The organism is Streptomyces azureus (genome assembly GCF_001270025.1).
Classification (GTDB): Bacteria; Actinomycetota; Actinomycetes; order Streptomycetales; family Streptomycetaceae; genus Streptomyces; species Streptomyces azureus.
Window position 1 is genome coordinate 26,541 of sequence record NZ_DF968533.1, and the last position, 15,762, is coordinate 42,302.

A 15,762-nucleotide genomic window follows, 5' to 3' on the forward strand; every position below is an offset into this window, starting at 1 on the left:
GGACCCGGGTCCTCGGGCCGCAGTCTCGTTGCCGAGCCGGCCGGTGCGGTCGGCCCGCCCACGAAGGGGGAAACAGCATGCGTATGACCAGGAAGCTCGCCGTCATGACCGGGGGCCTTGCGCTGACCGGTGGTCTGCTGGCCGGCGGCGCGGGTGGGGCCGGTGCGGCCGAGGTCGGGCCGCAGGCCGCGTCGGACTGTCCGTCGGGCTGGTTCTGCGTCTGGGCCGGGCAGAACTACACCGGCCGCATGCAGAAGGTCGCGGGGACCAACAAGGACCTGACCAAGTTCTCTGTCTTCCAGAACTTCCGGTCCTGGTACAACCACGGCGCTTCCTGCGACTTCCAGTGGTTCTCCGAGAAGAACCACGGCGGGAGCGACGGCATCATCCCGAGGGGATACAAGAAGTCCGACAACACGGGCCACTACATGAAGTCCAACAAGTGGGTCAACTGCCGGTGACCTGCGCTCCGTAACGCCCGAGGGCGGCACTCCACGGGGGGAGTGCCGCCCTCGGCCTGTCACGGCAGGGCCAGGCTCAGAGCCGCTCGGGCGTCCGGATGCCCAGCAGGGCCATGCCCTGGTGGAGGGTGCGGGCCGTGATGTCGCAGAGGAACAGGCGGTTCTCGATCTGCTCGGGCGACTCGGCCTTCAGGACCGGGCACTTGTCGTAGAACGTCGTGTAGAGGGATGCCAGCTGGTACAGGTACGCCGTCATCTTGTGCGGGGCGTACTCCGCCGCCGCCTCCGCCACCGTCGCCGCGAACGAGTCCGCGTGCAGGCCGAGCGCACGCTCCGCCTCGTGCAGATCCAGCTCGGGGTGCGCGAGGGGACGGGACTCGCCGGCCTTGCGCAGGATCGACCGGATACGGGCGTAGGCGTACTGGAGGTAGACGGACGTGTCGCCGTTCAGCGAGACCATCTGGTCCAGGTCGAACTTGTAGTCGCGGTTCGCCGACGTCGACAAGTCCGCGTACTTCACCGCGCCGATGCCGACCTGGGTGCCCCGCTCGGCGATCTCCTCCTCGGAGAGGTCCTGTGCCTTCTCCCGGACCACCGCCGAGGCACGGTCGATCGCCTCGTCCAGCAGGTCGACCAGGCGGACCGTCTCGCCCTCACGGGTCTTGAACGGCTTGCCGTCCTTGCCGAGGACCGTGCCGAAGGCGAGCTGCACCGCGTGCACGTCCTCGTTCAGCCAGCCAGCCCGGCGGGCCGTCTCGAAGACCATCTTGAAGTGCAGCGACTGGCGGGCGTCCACCACGTACAGCAGCGTGTTCGCCTTGATGTTGAAGACGCGGTCGCGGATCGCCGAGAGGTCGGTCGCCGCGTAGCCGTAGCCGCCGTCCGACTTCTGCACGATCAGCGGGACCGGCTTGCCGTCCGGGCCCCTGATGTCGTCGAAGAAGACACACAGAGCGCCCTCGGAGCGGACCGCGACGCCCGACTCCTCCAGCAGGCGGCAGGTCTCCGCGAGCATGTCGTTGTACCCGGACTCGCCGACGATGTCCTCGTCGCGGATCTCCATGTCCAGCTTCTCGAAGACGGAGAAGAAGTAGATCTTCGACTCGTCGACGAACTTCTGCCACATGGCGAGGGTCTGCGGGTCGCCCGCCTGGAGGTCGACCACCCGGCGGCGGGCCCGCGTCTTGAACTCCTCGTCCGCGTCGAAGAGTTTGCGGGCTGCCTTGTAGAGGCGGTCCAGGTTCGACATGGCCTGCTCGCCGGACGCCTGGAGGTCCTCGCCGTCGTGGTGGTCCAGCTCGTGCGGGTGCTCCTCCAGGTACTGGATGAGCATGCCGAACTGGGTGCCCCAGTCGCCGATGTGGTGACGCCGGACCACGCTCTCGCCGGTGGACTCCAGCAGCTGCGCCACCGAGTCGCCGATCACCGCGGAGCGCAGGTGACCGACGTGCATCTCCTTCGCCACGTTCGGCTGGGCGTAGTCGATGACCGTGGTGCCGGGCTGCTCGGCGTGCGGCACGCCGAGGCGGCCGGTGTCGTCCGCGTAGCGCGCGGCGAGGGTCTGAGTGATCGCCCGGTCCGTGATCGTGATGTTCAGGAAGCCGGGGCCGGAGACCTCGATGTCCTTGATCACGTCACCCGGCTCGACCCGGGAGACGACCTGCGTCGCCAGCTCCCGCGGGTTCGCCTTCTCCTTCTTCGCGAGGGCCAGGATCCCGTTGGCCTGGAAGTCGGCCCGGTCGCTTCGTCGCAGCAGCGGGTCCGCGGAACCGGCCTGCGGCACAGCCGCCGACAGGGCCGCCGCGAGGCGCTGGTGGACGGAGTCGCTGAGGGACGTGACCGAGGCCATAGGAAAGGGTGCCGTTCTCCTCGAGGAAATGGATAGACACGGCCAGTATCCCATGGAGGTAAAGCCGTTTTTCCGGGCGCGAGCAGGTCTGGGACAATGGTGCGGTCAGCCGTGCGACCGTACCGGCTGCCCGATGCAGAAAGAAGGACGTGCCGATCGTGGCTCAGAGCACCGAGACCACCGACTGGGTCTCCCGTTTCGCGGATGAGGTCATCGAGGAGTCGGAGCGTCGGGCCCCGGGCAAACCCGTCGTCGTCGCGTCCGGCCTCTCACCGTCCGGCCCCATCCACCTCGGGAACCTGCGCGAGGTCATGACCCCGCATCTCGTCGCCGACGAGATCCGCCGCCGGGGGTACCAGGTGCGGCACCTGATCTCCTGGGACGACTACGACCGCTACCGCAAGGTGCCGGCCGGTGTCCCGGGCGTCGACGAGTCGTGGGCCGAGCACATCGGCAAACCGCTGACGTCCGTTCCGGCGCCCAAGGGCTCCTCGCACGCCAACTGGGCCGAGCACTTCAAGGCCGCGATGATCGAGTCGCTGGCCGAGCTGGGCGTGGAGTTCGACGGGATCAGCCAGACCGCGCAGTACACCTCCGGCGTGTACCGCGAGCAGATCCTGCACGCCATGAGGCACCGCGGCGACATCGACGCGATCCTCGCCCAGTACCGGACGAAGAAGGCCCCGGCCAAGAAGCAGCAGCAGAAGCCCCTCGACGAGGCCGAGCTGGAGGCCGCCGAGGGCTCCGGCGCGGCCGGCGAGGACGACGGCAGCTCCGGAGCCGCCGGGTACTTCCCGTACAAGCCGTACTGCGGCAACTGCGAGAAGGACCTCACGACCGTCACGTCCTACGACGACGACTCCACCGAGCTGACGTACGCCTGCACCGCGTGCGGCTTCTCCGAGACGGTCCGGCTGAGCGAGTTCAACCGCGGCAAGCTGGTCTGGAAGGTCGACTGGCCGATGCGGTGGGCGTACGAAGGGGTCGTGTTCGAGCCGAGCGGCGTCGACCACACGTCTCCCGGGTCCTCGTTCCAGGTCGGCGGGCAGATCGTCGGGATCTTCGGCGGCAAGCAGCCGATCGGCCCGATGTACGCCTTCGTCGGCATCTCCGGCATGGCGAAGATGTCGTCCTCCAAGGGCGGCGTGCCCACGCCCGCCGACGCCCTGAAGATCATGGAACCGCAGCTCCTGCGCTGGCTGTACGCCCGCCGCAGGCCCAACCAGTCCTTCAAGGTCGCCTTCGACCAGGAGATCCAGCGGCTGTACGACGAGTGGGACCGGCTGGACGCCAAGGTCGCCGACGGCAGCGTCCTGCCCGCCGACGCCGCCGCGCACTCGCGTGCGGTGCGCACGGCCGCCGGTGAGCTGCCGCGGACGGCCCGGCCGCTGCCGTACCGGACGCTGGCGTCCGTCGCGGACATCACCGCCGGGCACGAGGACCAGGCGCTGCGGATCCTGAGCGAGCTGGACCCGGAGCAGCCGTTGACCTCGCTCGACGAGGTGCGGCCGCGGTACGACAAGGCCGAGGCCTGGATCAACACGCACGTGCCGGCCGAACAGCGGACCATCGTGCGGGACGAGCCCGACGCGGAGTTGCTGAAGTCGTTGGACGAGCAGGGCCGGGAGTCGCTGCGGCTGCTGCTCGACGGGCTGGCCGACCACTGGTCGCTGGACGGGCTGACGCACCTCGTCTACGGCGTACCGAAGGTGCAGGCCGGGTTCTCGGCCGACGCCACGCCGAAGGAACTGCCGCCGGAGATCAAGACCGCCCAGCGGTCCTTCTTCGCCCTGCTGTACCACCTGCTGGTGGGCCGGGATACGGGGCCGCGGCTGCCTACGCTGCTGCTGGCGGTGGGGCAGGAGCGGGTTCGGGCCCTGCTCGGGGAGTAGTCGCCGGTGTGGAGGGAGGGGCTCTGTCCGCAGGGCCCCTTCTTCATGCGATGTGCTCTTCTTCCAGTTCCTTGTAGTGGCGGCTGCTGAACCGGTCGACCATGCGCTTGGCTTCCGTGGCGTCGATGCGGATGCCGTATTCCGCTTCCAGGTTGTCGACGAGCTGGTTCGGGGTCGGGTAGCTGCCGTTGATCGACTGCTTGAAGACCTGGTAGTACGACTCCTCGTCCGGCTCGGGGGCCGGCGGGGCGCCGCCGCCGTCGCCCAGTTCCCGGGTGCGGTTGGGGCCCACCGGGATGGGGAAGCTCCCGGTGTCCTCCGGGGAGGGTTCCTGCTCGTACTGGGTCTGGTACTGCTCGGCCTCTTGCTGTTCCGCGATCCACTGGGCGTACTGCTCGGGGTCGTAGGCCGGGTCGTAGCCGCCCTGGTACTCCACCTCGCGCGGGGCGTTGAACCAGGGGCTCTGGTCAGGCTCCGGGATGTCGTCCGCTTGCTCGGCGTTGTGGTTGCTCTCGAGTTGTGGGCGCTGCTCTCCGGGAGGCGCCGCTTTCTGCGGGACGGGTGCCGCCCCTGGGGCACGACTGCCCGCAGCCGGATCGGTTTGTGGCGGCGGGGGGATCAGCGCGGGCTCTATGCCCGCCGCCGCCAGTCCCGCCGGGGCCGTTTCCGCCAGGGGCACGCCGTAGCGCGCCAGCCTCAGCGGCATCAACGACTCCACCGGGGCCTTCCTGCGCCACGCCCGGCCGAAGCGGGAACGCAGCCGGGCCTGGTAGACGAGACGTTCCTGCTCCAGCTTGATGACCTGGTCGTAGGAGCGGAGCTCCCAGAGCTTCATGCGGCGCCAGAGGAGGAACGTCGGCACGGGGGAGAGCAGCCAGCGGGTGAGGCGGACGCCCTCCATGTGCTTGTCGGCCGTGATGTCGGCGATCCGGCCGATCGCGTGGCGGGCCGCCTCGACCGCGACCACGAACAGGATCGGGATCACCGCGTGCATGCCGACACCGAGCGGATCCGGCCAGGCGGCCGCGCCGTTGAAGGCGATCGTCGCCGCTGTCAGGAGCCACGCCGTCTGGCGCAGGAGCGGGAAGGGGATCCTGATCCAGGTGAGGAGCAGGTCCAGGGCCAGCAGGACGCAGATGCCCGCGTCGATGCCGATCGGGAAGACGTAGGAGAAGTTCCCGAAGCCCTTCTTGAGGGCCAGTTCGCGGACGGCCGCGTACGAACCGGCGAAGCCGATGCCGGCGATGATCACGGCACCGGCCACGACCACACCGATGAGAACGCGGTGCATCCGAGTCAGCTGTGGCGCGGCCACCCGTACTCCCCTCCCCTTGCGTGTTGTTGCGCGCAACAGGGTGGCACATGTGTGCGGAGGACGGGTGGCCGGATCCCGTCGGGCCTGTTCAGCTCTTCGACGCGGGCTTCTTGGACGGCGACTTCGACGCGTCGTCCGACGGCTCGTCCGACGCGTCCTTGGACGCCGACTTCGAGGGGGACTCGGACGGGGCGCCGCTCGCCTTGCCGCCGCCCGCGCCGTTCGCCTCGGACACCGCCGCCACCGCCTCCTTGGCGGCCTTCTTCGCGTCCTTCATCAGGTCGTCGGCGCTCGGGCTCTTGTCGCCCGCCAGGCCCGCGCCGTTGAAGTCGATGGTGACGACCACGTTCTCGACGCGTGCCACGACCGTCTGCTGCTTGAAGGTGCCTTCCTTCTTCTTCAGCTCGTAGCGCACGGCCGTCGCCTCGTCGCCCGTCCCGGGCACCGGCTCCGACTTGGTGCTCTTGGCGCCCTCCATGGCCTGGGCGTCCTGGACCTGCTTCTCGAAGTACTCCTGGGCCAGCTTGTCGGCCGGGCCGCGGGTGACGTCCGACTCGAAGCGCAGCATCGACACGTTCAGCCAGCGGAACTGCGAGCCCTTGACGCCGTTGTTGTCGAGGCTGTTCCAGGAGCAGTTGCCGCGGGTCGAGATGTCGTCCGACTTGCCCTCCTTGCCGGACTTACCCGCCGGGACGAGGTCCTTCAGCGTCTTCTTCGACAGCACCTTGCAGGGCTCCGGAAGCTTGCCGTACGCCGCCGCCTGAACGGTCGGCGACGGGCTCGCGGACGCCGAGGCGGCGGCCTTCGCGGCCGTGTCCGTGCTGTCGCCGGAGCCGGAGTCCGAGGAGCAGCCGGCGGCGACCAGCATCACGGGGACGGCGGCCGCGCAGACAAGGACGCGGTGGAGTCGCTTCGCTCGCTGGTCTCGGTCTCGCTGTGCTCGTCGCTGCATGGTTCCTTCACTCATGACGCTCGTGGTTCCTGCGGTCGGGACGGGTCCGAGTGGTCACGGTACGCGGTGAGGCCGCTGTGTGTTCTTCCTTCGGGCGCTTTGCGGGTGCGCGTGAAGGGGGCGTGAAGGGGCCTCAGCCGCTCAGCGAGTCGGCCAGTTGCGAGGCCAGTTTCCGGGCCCTGTCCTGCATTTCCTTGCTGTCCGGGACGACGCCGACGGTGGCCGGCTGCTCGGCGTACTCGATGGTCACGATGACGTTGGACGTGCGGAATGCCACAGTCACCGTCCGCTGCTTGGCCGTCGAACCGGAGCTGCTCAGCTCGTCGTCGAGGAAGGCCTCGTCGCCGACCTCCTCCAGGACGCGGGGCTGGAGATCGGTCGGGGCGGCGGAGGCGGACGCCGACGGTGACGTGCTGCCCGACGGGGACGGGGAGCCGCTCGGAGCGGCGGAGGAACCGCCGGCCGGGGTGCTGCCGACGGCCGCCGACTCGGTGGCGGTCGGCTCGGGCAGGTGGGCCGCCGCCTCCTTCTCCGCGAAGAGCTGCTCGGCCTGGTTGTCGTCACTGACCGCGTTGTCGTAGGAGACGACCCGTTCGAAGTCGACGAGCAGATGGTCGGTGGCCTGCTGCGAATCGACCTTCCACTGGCAGCCGACCTTGCGGTCGGTGTCGTACGTGACCGTCGCCTCGCCCTCGTACGCCTTCTCGCGCTGCTTCTCGTCGGTGATCTGCCGGATACCCGGCAGGAGTTCGTCGAGGGAGCTCTGCCCGACGGCGCCGCAGGGCTCGGGCAGCGTGCGGTACCGGCCCGGCTCGGCGGCGGCCGAGGCCGTGCCCGTGTCGCCCGGGTTGGAGTCTTCTGTCGGGCCGCCGTCGCCCGAGCTGCCGGTGCAGCCGGCCAGCAGGGCCGCGAGGAGCGCGGCGATGCCGGGTGCGTACGCCTTCCGTTGCACGTGGTGGCTCCTCTCGACGCGGATAATGGCTTGCCGCCGCGGGGCGGCCGGTGAACACAATGTGTATCGCACGCACTGCCGTGGACGCCGGTCCGGATTCCCTTTCGTCGACCTTGGCTCCGGTATTTGCTGTTGAGGACTTCTGTTCGTTTGCGGGGGATTGAGGACGCTATGTCGTATGTAGAGATACCTGGTGCGAAAGTACCGATCCGGATGTGGGTCGATCCGTCCACGGTCGAAGGCTCCGCACTCCAGCAGCTCCAGAACGTCGCCACGCTGCCCTGGATCAAGGGCCTGGCCGTCATGCCCGACGTGCACTACGGCAAGGGTGCGACGGTCGGCTCGGTCATCGCCATGCGGGGTGCGGTGTGCCCGGCGGCGGTGGGCGTCGACATCGGCTGCGGAATGTCGGCGGTGAAGACGTCCCTGACGGCCAACGACCTGCCCGGGGACCTGTCCCGGCTGCGGTCGCGGGTCGAGCAGGTGATCCCGGTGGGGCGGGGGATGCATGACGATCCCGTCGATCCGGGGCGGTTCCATGGGTTGGCCACGGCCGGGTGGGACGACTTCTGGGGGCGGTTCGACGGGGTTGCGGAGGCGGTCAAGTTCCGTCAGGAACGTGCCACGAAGCAGATGGGAACGCTCGGCGGGGGAAACCACTTCGTCGAGGTTTGCACGGATACAACCGGTTCTGTCTGGCTGATGCTCCACTCCGGTTCCCGCAACATCGGCAAGGAACTGGCCGAGCATCACATCGGCGTGGCCCAGAAGCTCCCGCACAACCAGGGCCTGGTCGACCGCGACCTCGCCGTCTTCGTCGCGGACACCCCGCAGATGGCGGCGTACCGGAACGACCTGTTCTGGGCGCAGGAGTATGCGAAGTACAACCGCTCGATCATGATGGCGCTCCTGAAGGACGTGATCCGCAAGGAGTTCAAGAAGGCGAAGCCGACCTTCGAGCCGGAGATCAGCGCGCATCACAACTACGTGGCCGAGGAGCGCTACGACGGGATGGACCTGCTCGTGACCCGTAAGGGCGCGATCCGGGCCGGCTCCGGCGAGTACGGGATCATCCCGGGCTCCATGGGCACGGGTTCGTACATCGTGAAGGGCCTCGGCAACGACAAGTCCTTCAACTCGGCCTCGCACGGCGCGGGCCGGCGCATGAGCCGGAACGCGGCGAAGCGCCGGTTCTCCACGAAGGACCTGGAGGAGCAGACGCGGGGCGTGGAGTGCCGCAAGGACTCCGGCGTCGTGGATGAGATCCCGGGCGCCTACAAGCCGATCGAGCAGGTCATCGACCAGCAGCGGGACCTGGTGGAGGTCGTGGCGAAGCTGAAGCAGGTTGTCTGCGTCAAGGGCTAGGAGTGGTCAGTCGGGCAGCGGTACCACTCCGTCGAGGAGCTTGTTGAGGCGAGCCCGGCACGCGTTGACGGAGTGTCCTGGTTTGGCGCGGGCGTCGTCGATGGTCGGTACTGAGAGCGGGATTCTGTGAGCGCTAGGCTCGCAGTCAGCCACAGGGAAGCCTCTACTTCCTTGTCGGTCGGGATGCCGGTCCCGGCCGAGGGCCGTCGCTTTGATGGTGTGGCGTGAGCCTGGAGCGCCAGTTCAACTGCCGTTCGGGCGATCGAGGATGTTCACTCCTGTGAGCGAGAGCTACTTCGGGGCGTGCATCACCGCGTAGATCATGACGAACGCCACGATGTGGATGCCGAAGAGGAAGTAGGCGAGCCACCACCACATGTGGCGTTCGTTCTTCGTCTCCTGGGCGAGGCGCCGCCGTTCCCGCTCCCGCTCCTGATCGGGTTCGGCGTCCGGCATCACAGGTCCCGGTGGACCTTCGTGTTGGAGGCCTGGGCGCGGGGGCGGAGGACCAGGAGGTCGACGTTGACGTGGCTGGGGCGGGTGACCGCCCAGGTGATGGTGTCGGCGACGTCGTCGGCGGTGAGGGGTTCGGCGACGCCCTCGTAGACCTTGGCCGCCTTGTCCTCGTCGCCGCCGAAGCGGGTGAGGGCGAACTCGTCCGTCTTGACCATGCCGGGGGCGATCTCGATGACGCGGACCGGCTGGCCGACGATCTCCAGGCGCAGGGTCTCGGCGAGGACGTGCGCGCCGTGCTTGGCGGCGACGTAGCCCCCGCCGCCCTCGTAGGTGCCGTGGCCCGCGGTGGAGGAGACGACCACGACCGTGCCGTCGCCGCTCGCGACCAGCTTGGGCAGCAGGGCCTGGGTGAGGTTGAGCGTGCCGATGACGTTCGTCTCGTACATCTGGCGCCAGTCGGCGGGGTCACCGGTCGCGACCGGGTCGGCGCCGAGCGCGCCGCCCGCGTTGTTGACCAGCACGCCGATCGTCTTGAAGGCCGTGGCGAACTCGTCGACCGCCGCGCGGTCGGTGACGTCGAGGGCGTACGCCGTGGCCTGGTGGCCGGCCTTGGTGATCTCCTCCGCCAGCGCCTCGATGCGGTCCTTGCGGCGGGCGGTGAGGACGACGCGGTAGCCCGCGGCGGCGAGCTGCCGGGCCGTGGCGGCGCCGATTCCGCTGCTCGCACCGGTGACGACGGCGATGCGGGAGGCGGCGGACGGGGCGGCGGTGGCCATGGGAGCTCCTCGGGCGTGGCGGACGGGCCGACTTCTGTGCGAAGGCCTGCGGCCAGGATAAGTGGGCTCCGCGGTGGGAGAATGGGGGCGGGTGATCCTCCTGTTCCTCTGGAGGTTGGTCATGGGAGAGGCACGCCAGGTCATGGACCGGCTCACGGACGCGGTCACCACGCACGCCGATCTGAACGTCATCAGCGAGCTGTACGCCGAGGACGCGGTCGCCTTCACCCCCGACGAGGGCGAGCTGCACGGGCGCGACAACATCGTCGAGTACTGGCGGACGATGACGGAGGCGCTCCCCGAGGCGACGTTCCAGCCGTTGCACTCCTACGAAGTCGGCGACACCGCCATCGACGAAGGGATCTTCAGCGGACGGAACACCGGGCCGCTGCAACTGCCCAATGGTGAGACGCTGCCCCCGACCCAGAAGGAGATCAGGATCCGCGGGGTGGACATCGCCACCGTGAAGGACGGCCGGATCGTCGACTACCGCCTGTACTTCGACGAGATGGACTTCCTGGGGCAGCTGGGGCTGCTGCCCGACGAGCCGTTCTGAGCCCCCGGCCCGGGAGGCCGGTCAGTTTCCTCGCGGGGCGTACATGATCACCGCCATACCCGCGAGGCAGATCAGTGCGCCCGTGATGTCCCAGCGGTCCGGGCGGTAACCGTCCGCGATCACGCCCCACAGGATCGAGCCGGCGACGAAGATCCCGCCGTACGCGGCGAGGACGCGGCCGAAGTGGGCGTCGGGCTGGAACGTCGCGACGAAGCCGTAGGCGCCGAGCGCGAGGACGCCGCCGGCCGCCCACAGCCAGCCCTTGTTCTCGCGCACGCCCTGCCAGACCAGCCACGCGCCGCCGATCTCCAGCAGGGCGGCGAGGACGAAGAGGGTGGCGGAACGCAGGATCTGCATGCGGGCAGCTTCGCACGCCCGGGCGGGACTCGAAGGGTGCGGTGTCACCTGATGGACGGCGCCTGCGGGGCGCTCCGCGTGGGATGCATCGGGGTGTCCCAGTGGTGGTTGTTCCGGCGGTGCGAGGAGCGGGCGGTATGGGGTGAGAGCGGGTCTTCGGCGTGCGGGTTTCGCCGCGCGGGCCGTGGGGGTCGCTGCCGTGTCCGGGCTGGTGACCGGGGTGGCCACGCCGGTCTCCGGGGCTCCGGCCTCCGGGGCGGCTCCTGCCGGCGACCGGCGTGGCCCTGGGGCCGATCTCGCCTGCCACGGGTCCGCCTCCTCTCCGCCGGTCTCGTCGACCTGGCGTTCACGCCGCGCAACCACGGGTCCGCCGCCGTCGCGGACGCGACCGTGCGGTTGCGGTGGTCGGAGCCGCTGGCCGACCGGCAGGAGCTGCCGGAGGGGTGCGCGCGGTCGGGGCGGCAGGTGGTGCTGTCCCGGACGGGGGGCGCTGGCGGCGGACGGCGTGGGGGAGCGGACCGCCCTGCGGGTGCGGTCGCCGTGGCGCCGCCGGAGGTGGGGCCGGAGCTCGACACGGTGTGGGTCGGCGGGACGGTGGACCGCGACCGGCGCGACGACCGGCAGCGGTGCTCGTCCTGGATACGGGGGACCCCTACCACTTCTGAAAGGCGGAGGTATGGTTGAAGTGTAAACAACCTGGAGGGTGAGCGAGCATGCAGTTCGGGATCTTCAGCGTCGGCGACGTCACGCCCGACCCGACCAACGGCCGGACGCCGACCGAACGCGAGCGCATCAAGGCCATGGTCGCCATCGCACTGAAGGCCGAGGAGGCCGGCCTCGACGTCTTCGCCACCGGCGAGCACCACAACCCGCCGTTCGTGCCCTCGTCCCCGACCACCATGCTCGGCCACATCGCCGCCCGCACCGAGCGGCTGATCCTCTCCACGGCCACCACGCTCATCACCACCAACGACCCGGTGAAGATCGCCGAGGACTTCGCGATGCTCCAGCACCTGGCCGACGGCCGGGTGGATCTCATGCTGGGTCGCGGCAACACCGCCCCCGTCTACCCCTGGTTCGGGCAGGACATCCGGCAGGGCATCCCGCTCGCGATCGAGAACTACGCCCTCCTCCACCGGCTGTGGCGCGAGGAGGCCGTCGACTGGGAGGGGAAGTTCCGTACGCCGTTGCAGGGGTTCACCGCCACGCCCCGCCCACTGGACGGCGTACCGCCGTTCGTCTGGCACGGGTCGATCCGCTCGCCGGAGATCGCCGAGCAGGCCGCGTACTACGGCGACGGCTTCTTCCACAACAACATCTTCTGGCCGGCCGACCACACCAAGAGGATGGTCGAGCTGTACCGGACGCGGTACGCGCACCACGGGCACGGCACGCCCGAGCAGGCGATCGTCGGGCTCGGCGGGCATGTGTTCATGCGGCGGAACTCGCAGGACGCCGTGCGTGAGTTCCGGCCGTACTTCGACGTCGCGCCGGTGTACGGGCACGGGCCGTCGCTGGAGGACTTCATGGCGCAGACGCCGCTGACCGTCGGCTCGCCGCAGCAGGTCATCGAGAAGACGTTGGCCTTCCGCAGTTACGCCGGTGACTACCAGCGCCAGCTGTTCCTGGTCGACCACGCCGGGCTGCCGCTGAAGACCGTGCTGGAGCAGATCGACCTGCTGGGCGAGGAGGTCGTGCCGGTGCTGCGCAAGGAGTTCGCCGTGGGCCGCCCGGCGGACGTGCCGGACGCGCCGACGCACGCGGCCCGGCTCGCCGGGGCCCGAGGGTGAGAGGACGGTAGGCACCCCGCCTGTGGTTGCGTGACCCCTGGTGAGAGGGCAGTAAGAAGGACGCTCCGGCGCAGCTCATCCGGTCCCGGAACCCCGGCGGCGGGGCACACTGGACGCGTGTCCCAAACAGTGCTGCTCGCCGAAGACGACCGCGCCATCCGCAACGCCCTGGAGCGCGCCCTGACCCTGGAGGGTTACCAGGTCATGGCGGTCGCCGACGGTGTCGAGGCGCTGGCACAGGCCCACCGCAACCGTCCGGACGTCCTCGTCCTGGACGTGATGATGCCCGGCATCGACGGGCTCCAGGTGTGCCGCGTGCTGCGCGCCGAGGGAGACCGGACGCCGATCCTGATGCTGACGGCCCTCGTGGAGACCGCCGACCGGATCGCCGGCCTGGACGCGGGCGCCGACGACTACGTGGTGAAGCCCTTCGACGTGGAGGAGGTCTTCGCCCGGCTGCGCGCCCTGCTGCGCCGCACCAGCCCGGTGGGCGTCGGCGGCGCACCCGTGGCCGAGGCGCCCCGGCCGGTCCCCGAGCGGTTCATCGAGGCGGCCGGCATCCGCATGGACCCGCAGGCGCGCCGGGCCTGGCGCGGCGCCCGCGAGCTGGAGCTGACCCGCACCGAGTTCGAACTGCTGGAGCTGCTGGTCCGCAACGCGGGCATCGTCCTCGACCACTCGACGATCTACGACCGCATCTGGGGCTACGACTTCGGCCCCGGCTCGAAGAACCTCGCCGTCTACGTCGGCTATCTGCGCCGCAAGCTCGACGAGCCGGACGCGCCGCAGCTGATCCACACGGTGCGTGGCGTGGGTTACGTGCTGCGGGAGGACTGAGTGGGCCGCCTCGGCCGGCTGCTGGACGGGCGGCGGCCGAAGCTGGTCTCGCTGCGCACCACCTTCGCGGTGTCGTTCGCGGCGGTGACGGCGGCCGTGACGATGCTGGTCGGCATCCTGTCGTACAGCGCGGCGGCCCGGCTGGTGCGGGTGGACCAGCAGACCGTGTTCGACGAGGTCGTGCAGGACCTGCGCGACGAGGTGCGGGAGAACCGCATGACGCCCGGCGACTTCTCGTCCGCCGCGCCGGGCCACGACCTGGTCCGGCCCGCCCGGACGGATGTGCAGGTGCTCGGCCCGGACGGGCATGTCGTCGACCGGGGCAGTCCGGGGCTGCCGGTCGCCGGCGCCGATGTGCGGATCGCCGCGGCGGCCGTGTCCGGGCGGGTGGCCGAGCACAGGGACGTCGACGTGGGCGACGACGTCTACCGCGTCGCGACCGTCTCGCTCGGCGGCGGCCGGGGAGCGGTGCAGGTCGCGCAGGAGTTCAGCGACGTGGAGGACCTGCTGCGGGCGCTCCAGCGGCGGACGCTCCTGCTGATGGCCGCCGTCGTGATCGCCGCCGGCCTGTTCGGCTGGTGGCTGGCCCGGCGGATCACACGCCGCCTGGTCGTCCTCACCGACGCGGCCGAGGATGTCGCCCGCACCCGCCGGCTCGGCATCCAGGTGCCCGTCGCCGGGCACGACGAGGTGGGCCGGCTCGGCCGGGCCTTCGACCGCATGCTGGGGCGGCTCGCCCAGTCCGAGGAGGACCAGCGCCGCCTGGTCCAGGACGCGGGCCACGAGCTGCGTACGCCGCTGACCTCCCTGCGTACGAACATCTCCCTGCTCCGCCGGATCGACGAACTCCCGCCCGGGACCCGCGAGGAACTGGTCGCAGACCTGGGTCAGGAGGCCCGCGAGCTGACCGACCTGGTCAACGAGCTCGTCGACCTCGCGGCCGGGCAGTCCGACACCGAGCCGCCGCAGCGGGTGAACGTCGCCGACATCGCGGAGGAGGTGGCGGGCCTCGCCCGGCGCCGCAGCGGCAGGCGGATCCTGCTCCGCGCGAGCGGCGACACCACGACCGACGGGCGGCCCGGGATGCTGACCCGGGCGCTGTCCAACCTCGTCGAGAACGCGGTGAAGTTCGACCAGGGCGGCTCGGCCCCCATCGAGATCGTCGTCGCCGGACCCGCCCGGCCGGGCACGATCCGCGTCGAGGTCCTCGACCGCGGTCCCGGCATATCCGACAAGGACCTCGACCGCGTCTTCGACCGCTTCTACCGCGCCGCCGACGCCCGCTCCCTGCCGGGTTCCGGTCTGGGCCTGTCCATCGTCCGCGAGGTGGCACTCGCGCACGGGGGAGCGCCGTTCGCGTTCCGGCGGGAGGGGGGCGGGACGGTGATCGGGTTCACGGTGGGTGGGGGGCTCGACTGACATCACCTGCCTTCGCGTGAGGCTCCCCTCGCCGGATCCCGCCGCAGGGTGCGATACAGGTGAAACCGCCCGCCGTGCGTGAGCCGCACCCCGGGCGTCCCCGAGAACAGCTCGTGCCCCTTGTCGTGATCCCCGGCCTCGGCGGCCTCCCGGTGGGCCTCCACGCTGGTCCACTCGGTGCAGAGCAACACCCGGCTGCCGTCGACGCTGTGCAGGAAGTGGGCGGAGATCGCCCCGGGGTGGCCGCCTTCGCGCGGCTGTGCCTCGATCACCGCGTCGGTGAAGGCGCGCTGCCGCTCGGGCCCGTCGACGTCGAAGGCGGCGGTGATGAGACACCCCGGGACGCGCGTCTCCTGCTCCTCGACGAGGCTGCGGTACAGCCGGTAGCGGGGCGGGCCGGCCGGCGGAGCCGCGGTGTCGTCGGTCCACTGGGCGAGCGTCAGCACCGTCTCCGCGTCGGTACTGAGGAACCAGCTGACGGCGGCGAGCCCGGCGGGCATGGTCGCCAGCGCGTCGAACTCGGCTTCCACGGCAGACTGTTGCTGATCCAGGCCGTCGGCGTACCGCGTGCCGATCACCAACGTGCCGGGCACGGTCAGGTCCGGGAAGGGGGCTGAGGGCACGGACGGAACTCCTTCGTGAAGGGAGCGGAACCGTGATCGTGCCCGAGGGCGGCAGGGAGCCGTCAACTGCTTTACCCCGCCGGCCACACCGCCTGGTCGGACCCAGCAGGCCGTCCTGGAGTGGGTCGCCCGTCCGGGGCTCGGCGCTCGGTCCGGCCCGGT

15 protein-coding genes are annotated in these 15,762 nt (G+C 70.2%); 7 read left to right on the top strand and 8 right to left on the bottom strand.

Features of this window, described 5'->3' with window-relative positions:
- Positions 1 to 77: 77 nt before the first annotated feature.
- Positions 78 to 461 carry a peptidase inhibitor family I36 protein gene (locus AOQ53_RS38065; protein ID WP_059424475.1) on the top strand — a complete coding sequence of 128 codons (384 nt, stop codon included), beginning with the start codon at positions 78 to 80 and terminating at the stop codon, positions 459 to 461.
- Between the two features lie 76 nt (positions 462 to 537).
- Here AOQ53_RS38065 and argS read toward each other — a convergent pair whose 3' ends face one another.
- Positions 538 to 2,310 (bottom strand): arginine--tRNA ligase, encoded by a 1,773-nt coding sequence (gene argS, locus AOQ53_RS38070; RefSeq protein ID WP_059424477.1) that lies wholly within the window; start codon positions 2,308 to 2,310, stop codon positions 538 to 540.
- Positions 2,311 to 2,459: 149 nt separating this feature from the next.
- On the opposite strand from argS, the gene lysS reads away from it, so the two are divergent.
- On the top strand, positions 2,460 to 4,202 hold the full coding sequence (gene lysS / locus AOQ53_RS38075) for a lysine--tRNA ligase (RefSeq protein WP_059424479.1): 1,743 nt from the start codon (positions 2,460 to 2,462) through the stop codon (positions 4,200 to 4,202).
- Between the two features lie 43 nt (positions 4,203 to 4,245).
- On the opposite strand, the gene AOQ53_RS38080 is transcribed toward lysS, so the two are convergent.
- From AOQ53_RS38080 to AOQ53_RS38090, 3 genes are all read right to left on the bottom strand, one after another.
- Entirely contained in the window at positions 4,246 to 5,493 is a 1,248-nt protein-coding gene (locus AOQ53_RS38080; protein WP_059424481.1) for a DUF2637 domain-containing protein, read from the bottom strand.
- 112 nt (positions 5,494 to 5,605) lie between these two features.
- Complete coding sequence (locus AOQ53_RS38085; protein WP_059424484.1) at positions 5,606 to 6,484, bottom strand: DUF3558 family protein; 879 nt, start codon at positions 6,482 to 6,484, stop codon at positions 5,606 to 5,608.
- Positions 6,485 to 6,602: 118 nt separating this feature from the next.
- On the bottom strand, positions 6,603 to 7,421 hold the full coding sequence (locus AOQ53_RS38090; RefSeq protein ID WP_059424486.1) for a hypothetical protein: 819 nt from the start codon (positions 7,419 to 7,421) through the stop codon (positions 6,603 to 6,605).
- Positions 7,422 to 7,592: 171 nt separating this feature from the next.
- On the opposite strand from AOQ53_RS38090, the gene AOQ53_RS38095 reads away from it, so the two are divergent.
- Positions 7,593 to 8,786, top strand: coding sequence for an RtcB family protein (locus AOQ53_RS38095; RefSeq protein ID WP_059424487.1), 1,194 nt, complete (start codon positions 7,593 to 7,595; stop codon positions 8,784 to 8,786).
- 291 nt (positions 8,787 to 9,077) lie between these two features.
- Here the strand turns inward: AOQ53_RS38095 and AOQ53_RS45130 are convergent, their stop codons facing one another.
- Both AOQ53_RS45130 and AOQ53_RS38100 read right to left on the bottom strand, forming a co-directional pair.
- Positions 9,078 to 9,242, bottom strand: coding sequence for a hypothetical protein (locus AOQ53_RS45130; RefSeq protein WP_167745811.1), 165 nt, complete (start codon positions 9,240 to 9,242; stop codon positions 9,078 to 9,080).
- A complete protein-coding gene (locus AOQ53_RS38100) occupies positions 9,242 to 10,018 on the bottom strand; it encodes an SDR family NAD(P)-dependent oxidoreductase (protein ID WP_059424489.1) in 777 nt (258 codons plus the stop codon). The genes AOQ53_RS45130 and AOQ53_RS38100 overlap by 1 nt, the downstream gene beginning before the upstream one ends.
- A gap of 121 nt (positions 10,019 to 10,139) precedes the next feature.
- On the opposite strand from AOQ53_RS38100, the gene AOQ53_RS38105 reads away from it, so the two are divergent.
- Positions 10,140 to 10,574, top strand: coding sequence for an ester cyclase (locus AOQ53_RS38105; protein ID WP_059425016.1), 435 nt, complete (start codon positions 10,140 to 10,142; stop codon positions 10,572 to 10,574).
- A gap of 21 nt (positions 10,575 to 10,595) precedes the next feature.
- On the opposite strand, the gene AOQ53_RS38110 is transcribed toward AOQ53_RS38105, so the two are convergent.
- Positions 10,596 to 10,931 (bottom strand): YnfA family protein, encoded by a 336-nt coding sequence (locus AOQ53_RS38110; RefSeq protein ID WP_059424491.1) that lies wholly within the window; start codon positions 10,929 to 10,931, stop codon positions 10,596 to 10,598.
- Positions 10,932 to 11,644: 713 nt separating this feature from the next.
- On the opposite strand from AOQ53_RS38110, the gene AOQ53_RS38115 reads away from it, so the two are divergent.
- From AOQ53_RS38115 to AOQ53_RS38125, 3 genes are all read left to right on the top strand, one after another.
- Entirely contained in the window at positions 11,645 to 12,721 is a 1,077-nt protein-coding gene (locus AOQ53_RS38115) for an LLM class flavin-dependent oxidoreductase (protein ID WP_059424492.1), read from the top strand.
- Positions 12,722 to 12,838: 117 nt separating this feature from the next.
- The gene (locus AOQ53_RS38120) at positions 12,839 to 13,558 is read left to right on the top strand and encodes a response regulator transcription factor (protein WP_078945695.1); all 720 of its coding nucleotides are present in this window, start codon (positions 12,839 to 12,841) and stop codon (positions 13,556 to 13,558) included.
- Positions 13,559 to 14,977: a sensor histidine kinase gene (locus AOQ53_RS38125; RefSeq protein WP_059424496.1), complete on the top strand. Its 1,419-nt coding sequence runs from the start codon at positions 13,559 to 13,561 to the stop codon at positions 14,975 to 14,977.
- A gap of 2 nt (positions 14,978 to 14,979) precedes the next feature.
- On the opposite strand, the gene AOQ53_RS38130 is transcribed toward AOQ53_RS38125, so the two are convergent.
- A complete protein-coding gene (locus AOQ53_RS38130) occupies positions 14,980 to 15,600 on the bottom strand; it encodes an antibiotic biosynthesis monooxygenase family protein (protein WP_059424498.1) in 621 nt (206 codons plus the stop codon).
- Positions 15,601 to 15,762: the final 162 nt, after the last annotated feature.